The following is a 9,574-nucleotide window of genomic DNA, read 5'->3' as shown; positions in this document are numbered from 1 at the left end:
TGAAAAGAAACTCACTCGCCTGCCTTCGTCGGCACCGTCAGATGTGTATAAGCGGCAGTCCTTGACCGCCATGGCCACCCCGCAACCGCTCACCCCCGGGGCGCTGATACCGCCGATCGCGCCTGGCAAGTCCTGGCTGCTGAAGGCTTTATAGTAAAAATTCCATCCCAACTGTTCATACAGGTGGTTATGAAAACGCAGGCCAAAGTTCCCAGGGCGCGCCGACAGTGACATGCACAGTTGGGTGTCCTTGTTGGGGTGCATCTGCATGGATAACTCCTTGAAGTAAGCAAATCGGTACAGACCTTACACAACCTTTACCCATTGGCGGTGCTGTTTTCTCGAAATACGTTGTCTTAAAAGTATCCCCGCGACAATCCTTGAGTCTATTGATTGCAGACCACAAGCGCAGGGGCTAATTGAGGAATGACCATCATGCGTAAACTTCCCAGGATCGCCTTGCTTATCGGCGCACTCGCGATGGCCGGCCAAGCCTCCGCCCACGGTGGTGGTTGGGGCGGCCCGGCCGTGTTCGGTGCGCTTGTCGGCGCAGCGGTAGTCGGCTCTGTGGTTGCCAGCCAGCCGCGTGAGGTGTACGTACAACAACCGGTGTATGTGCAGCCGCCGCCGGTGTATGCCGCGCCGCCGCCGGTCTACTACGCGCCACCGCCACCGGTGTATGTGCAACAGCAGGTTTACTACCGCCCGGCGCCCGTCTATTACGGCCCACCGCGCGGTTATTATGGGCCACCTCGCGGCTACTACGGCCCGCCTCACGGTTACTACCGCCATGGCTGGTAAGGTTTAACCCTGTTGACAGCCACAGGCCTCGCCCACACGCGGGGCCTTTTTTTGCCTGGGAAGTCCGGATTTATCCTGCCAGTGTCGCTGTGAGAACAACGCACGAGCGCCAATCCCACATCATAAGCGTCAAATATCCTCTTGATCGATTGCGGGCTGCGCTGTCATGTTTGCGTCACAAAACAGTCGCACTATCGACTCAGTCCAGCCAATAACAATTAAGGACGATTGACCATGCCCACACAAAACCCGCACCGCACCGCCGGCCTTTGCACTTCCAGCAAGGTCTACAGCGCCTTGACCGAACTCAAGCACCTGGAAGGCCATCGCAGCGCCAAGTTCCTGGCATTGTTGGCAGAAAACCTGGTGCGCAAGGGCCTGCTCAGTGAGCACGAAGTGGTGAACATGCTCGACCAGGTGGTGGATTAACGCCTGACATTGATGTCGACTATCGAGCCAGGTGATTTTTCCCAGGCGCCAGCAAACCGTAAGGTGACCTCCATAACGTTTGGAGGTACTTATGCCCACTGTTCAAATCATGTCCGTCATTGGTAGCGCCGTCCCCGCCCCGCTGCGCAAACTGGGCTTGCTCGCCTGCTGGTATGTGGTGCGCGATGGCGAGCCGATCAGCGGCCCGCTCACCTCGTTATCGGATGCAGAAACACAACGCCGGATGGCAACCGACTTCAGGCTAGAAGCCTGAACGTTACGGCAGCGGCAGCTTGACCCGCGGCTTGGTTTCGACGAACAACGCCCAGCACGACATGAACAACGCTGCCACCAGCGGCCCGATCACAAAGCCGTTAAGGCCGAACACCGACAGGCCGCCCAAGGTCGAGATCAGGATCAGGTAGTCGGGCATCTTGGTGTCCTTGCCCACCAGGATCGGGCGCAGCACGTTGTCCACCAGGCCGATCACAAACACGCCGAACAGCCCCAGCACCACACCCTGCCAGATCGAACCGCTCAACAGGAAATAAACTGCCACCGGCCCCCAGACCAGCCCGGCACCCACCGCAGGCAGCAGGGACAGGAACGCCATCAGCACGGCCCAGAGCAAGGCACTGGGGATGTCCAGGAACCAGAAGATCAAGCCACCCAGCGCACCCTGGGTCACGGCCACCAGCACGTTGCCCTTGACCGTAGCGCGCACCACGCGGTTGAACTTGAGTTGCAGGCGACGCTTTTGCGGCTCGGCCAAGGGTACGGCTGTGCGCACCTTGCGTACCAGTTCCGGGCCGTCGCGCAGCAGGAAAAACAGCAGGTACAGCATGATGAAAAAGCTCACCAGGAAATCAAACGTACCCTGGCCGAAGCTGAACGCCTGGGAGGCAAAGAACTGACTGCCCTGCATCGCGCCCTTGACGACCTTTTCCCGCAGCCCTTCGAGATTGCCCATGCCGAAGCGGTCGAGCAACTGCTGGAAATACGGCGGTAGAACGTTCTTGAATTGCTCGATATAACCCGCCACATCGAGCTTGCCGCTCTCGATGTTTTTGTAGAGGGTGGCCCCCTCTTGCACCAGCAAAGCACTGGTGATGATCACCGGCAGAATCGCGATCACCAGGCACACCGTCAAGGTGGTCAGGGAGGTCAGGTTGCGATTCCAGCTAAAACGCTGCTGCAGGCGGCGCTGCATCGGCGCAAAGATAATGCCCAGGATCACCGCCCAGAACACCGCACCGTAGAACGGCAGCAATATCCAGATAAAAGCCACGGTGACCAAGGCCAGTAGCAGCAACAGGGTCTTGAATTGCAGGTTGGTTTGATTCATGTCCGGTCCATGTCAGAAAAACAGGGCCGATGGCGGCCCTGTTGCTTAGTCCGCAGCCAGACGCGGGAGTGCCCTGGTTTATCGAACAAGCATAGATCGCGTTATTTAGACCTGGGTCAATATCCCGTTATCGCTCCAGCACTACCCTCGCGCCTTTTTGCGACCCACACCCATGCGCCCGATAACTGCCCCCGAACTGCTCGCTCCCGCCGGCACCCTGAAAAACATGCGCTACGCCTTCGCCTACGGTGCCGACGCGGTCTATGCCGGCCAGCCGCGCTACAGCCTGCGGGTGCGTAATAACGAGTTCGACCACGCCAACCTGGCCCTCGGCATCCAGGAAGCCCATGACCAGGGCAAGCGCTTTTACGTGGTGGTGAACATTGCGCCGCACAACGCCAAGCTCAAGACCTTCCTCAAAGACCTTGCGCCCGTGATCGCTATGGGCCCGGATGCGCTGATCATGTCCGACCCGGGGTTGATCATGCTGGTGCACGAGCACTTCCCGCAGATGCCAATCCACCTGTCGGTACAGGCCAATACGGTGAACTGGGCCAGCGTGGCGTTCTGGCAGCAACAAGGCATTTGCAGGGTGATTCTGTCGCGGGAGCTGTCCCTGGAAGAGATCGGCGAAATCCGCCAGCAGGTGCCGGCCATAGAGTTGGAGGTGTTTGTACATGGCGCCTTGTGCATGGCCTATTCCGGGCGGTGCCTGCTGTCGGGCTATATGAACAAGCGCGATGCCAACCAGGGCAGTTGCACCAATGCCTGCCGCTGGAAATACCAGGCCACGCCGGCAGTGGAGAATGTCACGGGGGATATCGTCCATGAATATCAACCCACATTGGGCATCGGCACGCCCACCGATCAGGTGTTCCTGCTACAAGAAACCAATCGCCCCGATGAACCCATGCCCGCCTTCGAAGACGAACACGGCACCTACATCATGAACGCCAAGGACCTGCGAGCCGTGCAGCATGTGGAGCGCCTGGCACAGATGGGCGTGCATTCGTTAAAGATCGAAGGCCGCACCAAATCGCACTTCTACTGCGCGCGCACCACCCAGGTGTACCGCCAGGCCATCGATGACGCAGTGGCCGGGCGCGCGTTTGACCGCGGCTTGATGACCAACCTCGAATCACTGGCCCAGCGTGGCTACACAGAAGGTTTCCTGCGCCGCCACGTGCACGACGAATACCAGAACTACCAGAACGGCAGCTCGGTTTCCGAACGCCAGCAGTTTGTCGGGGAACTGACCGGCGAGCGTCGTGGCGCGTTGGCCGAGGTGAAGGTGAAGAATCGCTTTGCACTGGGCGACCACCTGGAGTTGATGACGCCCGCCAGCAATTTTCACTTTGACTTGCCGAGCCTGCATAACGCTAAGGGCGAAAGCATCGAGGTGGCGCCGGGGGACGGGCATACGGTGTATGTGCCGATTCCGGCGCAGATGGACCTGCGTTTTGGCTTGCTGATGCGCGACGTTTAAACCCTGCCATGGGGTTGAATGGATCAGATCCTGAACTGGCCCACCAACTGCCCGAGGCGCTGGCCCAGGTCGGCCAGGCTGCGAGACGTCTGGGCGCCCAGTTGGGTTTCATCCGCCACGCTGTCTACCGCTACGGCAATCTGATGCACGCTGCGGTTGATCTCTTCTGCCACGGCGGTCTGCTCTTCGGCGGCGCTGGCGATCTGGGCGTTCATTGAGTTGATGGTGCCAATCAGCTGCGCCATGGTGTCCAGGGACGCACCGGCTTGGTTGGCCTGGGCCGAGGTGCCGTCGCCAGCATCGCTGGAGCGGCGCATTGCGTCCACGGCCGCCTCGGTGCCTTTTTGCAGGCGGTCGATCATGCCCTGGATTTCCTGGGTGCTGGTTTGGGTGCGACTGGCCAGGGCACGCACTTCATCGGCGACCACGGCAAAGCCACGCCCGGCCTCCCCGGCCCGTGCGGCTTCGATGGCAGCGTTGAGCGCCAACAGGTTGGTTTGTTCGGCGATGGAGCGGATCACGCCGAGCACGCTGACGATAGACGACACATCCTGCTGCAGGCTGTCCAAGGACACGCCGCTGCTGCGGATGTCGTTCACCAGCGCATGGATCTGCGCGATGCTGCCGTCCACTACACGCTTGGCTGCCTGGCCTTCGGCGTCGGTCTGCTGCGCAGCAACGGCGGCGCCCTGGGCACTGCGTGCCACTTCGTGGGCAGCCGAGGACATCTGGTTGATCGCGGTGGCCACCTGGTCGGTCTCGTGGCGCTGGCGTTCCATGGCCTGCTCGGAGCGCTGGGCCTGGTCGGACACCTGGCTCACCAACCCGGTGAGCTGAGCGGTCATGTCAGTGATCTGGCGCACCAGGCCGTGGATTTTATCGACAAAGCGGTTGAATGCACCGGCCAGGTCGCCGAGTTCATCCTGGCTGGTGATGGCCAGGCGGCGGGTCAGGTCGCCTTCACCCGCCGCGATGTCATCGAGGTTGGCTTTCATCAGGTGCAGCGGACGCAAGATGGTATTGGCTAGCAACATGCCCACGGCGGCGATCACCAGCAACACCACCACGGCCACACCGAGGATGCTCAGCAGCACGCCTTGCATGCGTGTCTCGACTTTAGCCTGCACCACCGCCACCTGGGCGTCGATGCCATCGAGGTTCACCGAGGTGCCGATCACCATGTCCCACTTGGGCAGGTACTCGGTATAGCCGAGCTTGGGCACCAGTTCGGTCTGGCCGGGCTGGGTCGAACTGTATTGCAGGTAGTGGGTGCCGTCCTTGCCGACCTTGACCAGGTCGCGGTTGACGTAGACGCCGTTAGGGTCGCGGTTGTCCTTGAAGCTTTTGCCCACTCCGTCCGGGCTGTTGCCCTTGAACAGGCGGATGGTTTCGGAGTCGTAGCCGAAGAAATAGCCGTCTTTGCCGTAGCTGGTATTGGATAACAACTTGACCACCTGCGCCCGCGCCACGCTGTCGCCGGGGGCTGCCGCGTCGTAGAGCGGCTTGATGGTGGTCATGGCCACCTCGACATAACCTTGCAGGGTGGCCTTGGCGTCGTTGAGCAGGCGCTGGCGGGTTTCATCCACTTCGTTGCGGGCCTGGCCCTGCAGAATCCACACGGTGGTCAGGCTGATGACCACGGCAAACAACAACACCGGCACGACAGCAAGGGCCAGGACTTTGGCCTTCAAACTCAGACGCATGGCTTTTCTCTCTTGTTAGTGGCGACTTGAGAGGTTAACGGCCATGTGAGCGATTTCTGTAGGAGCGAGCTTGCTCGCGAAGAACCTGAGAGCACTGCGGGGTGCCAGGTTGCCCGCGTTATCGTTGACGCTTTTCGCGAGCAAGCTCGCTCCTACAGGAACCTCGTCAGAGCGTCATCGCGGCCAGCCAGCCGAACGCCAGCAGCGGCAGGTTGTAGTGCAGGAAGGTCGGCACCACGGTGTCCCAGATGTGGTGGTGCTGGCCGTCGATATTCAGGCCGGAGGTGGGCCCGAGGGTAGAGTCCGAGGCGGGCGAACCGGCGTCGCCCAAGGCACCGGCGGTACCAACGATGCACACGATGGCCACCGGGCTGAAGCCCAACTGCACACACAGCGGCACGAAAATCGCCGCGAGGATCGGCACCGTGGAAAACGACGAGCCGATGCCCATGGTCACCAACAACCCCACCAGCAGCATCAACAACGCGCCAACGCCCCGGCTATGGCCGATGAACGCTGCCGAGGCCTGCACCAGCGAGTTCACGTCACCGGTGGCCTTGAGCACTTCGGCAAAGCCTGAGGACGCGATCATGATGAAGCCGATCATCGCCATCATCTTCATGCCTTCGGTGAACAGGTCATCGGTGTCGCGCCAGCGCACGATGCCCGACACCGAGAAGATCAGGAAGCCGGCCAGGGCACCGATGATCATCGAGTCCAGCCACAACTGGATGATGAACGCCGAGGCAATCGCCAGACCGGCCACCAGCAGGGTCAGCGGGTTGTACTGCACCGCCACTTGCTCGACACGCTCGATTTTCTTCAGGTCGTACACACGCTTTTTGCGGTAGCTGATCAACACCGCCACCAGCAGGCCGACCACCATGCCCAGCGCCGGCAGGCCCATGGCGTGGGTGACATTCACCCCGCTGATATCCACCCCGCTCTTGGCGACGTTGGCCAGCAGGATCTGATTGAGGAAGATATTGCCAAAGCCCACCGGCAGAAACATGTACGGGGTGATCAGGCCGAAGGTCATCACACAGGCGATCAGGCGACGGTCCAGTTGCAGCTTGGTCAGCACATACAACAGCGGCGGTACCAGCAGCGGAATAAACGCAATGTGGATCGGCAAGATGTTCTGCGAGGCAATCGCCACCACCCACAACAGGCCGATCAGCAGCCATTTGACGTGGTTGCCACCGCTGGCGTCCTGGCGGTCCACCAGCAGCAAGGCTTTGTCCGCCAGGGCATGGGCCAGCCCGGACTTGGCAATCGCCACGGCGAAAGCCCCGAGCAATGCGTAGGACAAGGCCACGGTTGCGCCGCCGCCCAGCCCGCCGTTGAAGGCCTTGAGCGTGGCCTCGATACCCAGGCCACCGGTCAAGCCACCCACCAGGGCGCCGACGATAATGGCGATGACCACATGCACGCGGGACAGGCTGAGTACCAGCATGGTGCCGACCGCGGCGATGACTGCGTTAATCATGGTTACCTCAAGCAGAAACAAAAAAGACAGGCATGCCCGCGCGCGGCCCATGGGAACAGCTGCCGGCGTGCAGGCTTGAAAGAGGTCTTATTAGAGGGCGCGCACTTTGCAGGAGCTGGGCTGTCATGTCAAAAACTGTGGTGAGGCAAAGCCCTCTGCACAGATAAAGAATTACAGGCACTGGCCGATACGCTGTCTCTATGTGCTTTCAGGTAAGGATGTCCCGATGTCGGTCAGGCAGCTCTCCATTCAATGGAAAATCACCCTGCTGGCGGGCCTGTGCCTGCTGGGGATCGTGACCCTGCTGGTGGGTCTGTCGCTGTATCGCATGGCGCAGAGCTCGCAGCAGGTCAAGGCGTCCAGCATGCAGATGCTCGACGAAGCCGCCCAGTCGCGCATTGAAGCCCAAGGCGAAGTGCAGGCGCTGGGCATTCGCCAGCAGTTCATGGATGCCTACCAGTACGGCCATGGCTTTTCCCGCCAGGTGCTGTTTTTGCGCGAACAGGCCGAGAAGCGCTTTCTCGATGCCTTCGACACCCGTGAAGACCTGACGCGCCAGGTCAAGGCCGCCCTGCAGGCCAACCCAGACCTGCTCGGCCTGTCCCTGGTGTTCGAAGCCAATGCGCTGGACGGCAAAGACGAACTGTTCGCCAACCAGGCGGAACTGGGCAGCAATGACAAAGGCCGTTTCGCGCTGTACTGGTCGCAACCGACACCGGGGAAAATCACCTCGATGGCGCTGCCCGAGAGCGACATGGCCGACACCTCCATCGGCCCCAGCGGCGAAAAAGCCAACGCCTGGTTCACCTGCCCGCGCACGACTCTCAAACCCTGCGTGATCGAGCCCTACTTCTATGTGATCGACGGCCAGAACGTGCTGATGACCAGCATCGTGTTCCCGCTGATGGTCAATGGCAAAGTCATCGCCTCGCTGTCGGTGGATATCAACCTCAACAGCCTGCAGGCGGTCAGCCAACAGGCCAGCGGGAAACTGTACGACGGCCAGACCCAGGTCAGCATCCTCAGCCCGACCGGCTTACTGGCCGGCTACAGCCCGGATGCCAGCAAACTCAGCCAACGCCTGGAGCAGGTCGACCCGGCCAGCGGCGCACAGTTGACCAGTGCCTTGGCCAGCAGTACCCAGACCCACAGCCTGCGCACCGACCATCAACTCAAGGTACTAGCGCCTTTTGCGCCGATTCCCGGCGGTAAGGCGTGGGGCGTATTGCTGGATGTACCGGAACAAGTCCTGGTCGCCCCCGCCGAAGCGCTGAAAAACCAGCTGGACGCCGACAACGCCAAAGGCACCTTGCTGGAACTGGGCCTGGGCCTGCTAGCCGCCGTGGTCGGCTTGATCCTGGTGTGGCTGATGGCGCGCAGCGTGACCCGGCCAATCCTTGGCGTGGCGCACATGCTTGAAGACATTGCCAGCGGCGAAGGCGACCTGACCCGGCGCCTGGCCTATGCCAAACAGGATGAACTGGGCCAATTGGCCGGCTGGTTCAACCGCTTCCTCGACAAGCTGCAGCCGATCATTGCCGAGGTCAAACGCTCGGTGCAGGACGCCCGCGGCACCGCCGACCAATCCGCAGCCATTGCCACGCAAACCAGCGCCGGCATGGAGCAGCAGTACCGCCAGGTGGACCAGGTGGCCACCGCATCCCACGAAATGAGCGCCACCGCCCAGGACGTGGCCCGCAGCGCCGCACAAGCGGCCCAAGCCGCCCGGGATGCCGACCAGGCGACTCGTCAAGGCTTGACGGTTATCGACCGCACCACCGCCAACATTGGCGAGCTCGCCGCCGACATGAGCACTGCCATGGCCCAGGTAGAAGGCTTGGCCGCCAACAGCGAACAGATCGGCTCGGTGCTCGAAGTGATTCGCGGCATCGCCGAGCAGACCAACCTGTTGGCGCTCAACGCCGCCATCGAAGCCGCTCGCGCCGGTGAAGCCGGCCGCGGTTTTGCCGTGGTCGCCGACGAAGTGCGTAACCTGGCGCGGCGCACCCAGGAATCGGTGGAAGAAACCCGCCTGGTGATCGAACAATTGCAAACCGGTACCAGCGACGTGGTCGGCTCCATGGGCAACAGCTATCGCCAGGCCCAGGGCAGTGTCGAACAGGTCGGGCAAGCCGTGACGGCCCTGCGCCAGATTGGTGATGCCGTCACGGTGATCAGCGACATGAACCTGCAGATCGCAAGCGCCGCCGAAGAGCAAAGTGCCGTCGCCGAGGAAATCAACAACAACGTGGCGACTATTCGCGATGTGACCGAGTCGCTGTCGGAACAGGCGAATGAATCGGCACGGGTGAGCCAGGCGT

8 protein-coding genes and 3 pseudogenes are annotated in these 9,574 nt (G+C 61.3%); 6 read left to right on the top strand and 5 right to left on the bottom strand.

The genetic code is table 11. The features are described 5' to 3' along the window. A pseudogene (locus tag GIW04_RS23350) lies at positions 1 to 270 on the bottom strand (shikimate 5-dehydrogenase); the annotation flags it as partial. A gap of 156 nt (positions 271 to 426) precedes the next feature. Here GIW04_RS23350 and GIW04_RS23345 point away from each other — a divergent pair. From GIW04_RS23345 to GIW04_RS23335, 3 genes are all read left to right on the top strand, one after another. Further along, positions 427 to 801 (top strand): hypothetical protein, encoded by a 375-nt coding sequence (locus GIW04_RS23345; protein ID WP_120249140.1) that lies wholly within the window; start codon positions 427 to 429, stop codon positions 799 to 801. Positions 802 to 1,035: 234 nt separating this feature from the next. Beyond that, positions 1,036 to 1,230, top strand: coding sequence for a hypothetical protein (locus tag GIW04_RS23340; protein ID WP_003190284.1), 195 nt, complete (start codon positions 1,036 to 1,038; stop codon positions 1,228 to 1,230). A 91-nt stretch (positions 1,231 to 1,321) separates the two neighbouring features. Then, positions 1,322 to 1,504: a hypothetical protein gene (locus tag GIW04_RS23335; RefSeq protein WP_003190283.1), complete on the top strand. Its 183-nt coding sequence runs from the start codon at positions 1,322 to 1,324 to the stop codon at positions 1,502 to 1,504. Between the two features lie 3 nt (positions 1,505 to 1,507). Here GIW04_RS23335 and GIW04_RS23330 read toward each other — a convergent pair whose 3' ends face one another. Next, positions 1,508 to 2,575, bottom strand: coding sequence for an AI-2E family transporter (locus GIW04_RS23330; RefSeq protein WP_003190281.1), 1,068 nt, complete (start codon positions 2,573 to 2,575; stop codon positions 1,508 to 1,510). Positions 2,576 to 2,747: 172 nt separating this feature from the next. Between GIW04_RS23330 and trhP the strand changes: the two genes are divergently transcribed. Continuing rightward, on the top strand, positions 2,748 to 4,061 hold the full coding sequence (trhP, locus tag GIW04_RS23325; RefSeq protein ID WP_120249141.1) for a prephenate-dependent tRNA uridine(34) hydroxylase TrhP: 1,314 nt from the start codon (positions 2,748 to 2,750) through the stop codon (positions 4,059 to 4,061). Positions 4,062 to 4,084: 23 nt separating this feature from the next. Here trhP and GIW04_RS31575 read toward each other — a convergent pair whose 3' ends face one another. From GIW04_RS31575 to GIW04_RS23310, 3 genes and pseudogenes are all read right to left on the bottom strand, one after another. Continuing rightward, complete coding sequence (locus tag GIW04_RS31575) at positions 4,085 to 4,840, bottom strand: methyl-accepting chemotaxis protein (protein ID WP_370004746.1); 756 nt, start codon at positions 4,838 to 4,840, stop codon at positions 4,085 to 4,087. 102 nt (positions 4,841 to 4,942) lie between these two features. Further along, positions 4,943 to 5,764: pseudogene (locus GIW04_RS31570) on the bottom strand (cache domain-containing protein); the annotation flags it as partial. Between the two features lie 166 nt (positions 5,765 to 5,930). After that, positions 5,931 to 7,250, bottom strand: a complete 1,320-nt coding sequence (locus GIW04_RS23310; RefSeq protein ID WP_161793214.1) for a Na+/H+ antiporter family protein — start codon at positions 7,248 to 7,250, stop codon at positions 5,931 to 5,933. Positions 7,251 to 7,479: 229 nt separating this feature from the next. Between GIW04_RS23310 and GIW04_RS31565 the strand changes: the two are divergent. Both GIW04_RS31565 and GIW04_RS31560 read left to right on the top strand, forming a co-directional pair. Further along, a pseudogene (locus tag GIW04_RS31565) lies at positions 7,480 to 8,721 on the top strand (PDC sensor domain-containing protein); the annotation flags it as partial. Positions 8,722 to 8,871: 150 nt separating this feature from the next. Beyond that, positions 8,872 to 9,574: methyl-accepting chemotaxis protein (locus GIW04_RS31560; RefSeq protein ID WP_442962805.1), on the top strand; the 703-nt coding region annotated here is incomplete at its 3' end.

Source organism: Pseudomonas sp. PA-4-8C, assembly GCF_021606625.1.
In the GTDB taxonomy this organism is placed as follows: domain Bacteria; phylum Pseudomonadota; class Gammaproteobacteria; order Pseudomonadales; family Pseudomonadaceae; genus Aquipseudomonas; species Aquipseudomonas lactis.
This window is presented reverse-complemented; position numbering and strand designations above follow the sequence as displayed.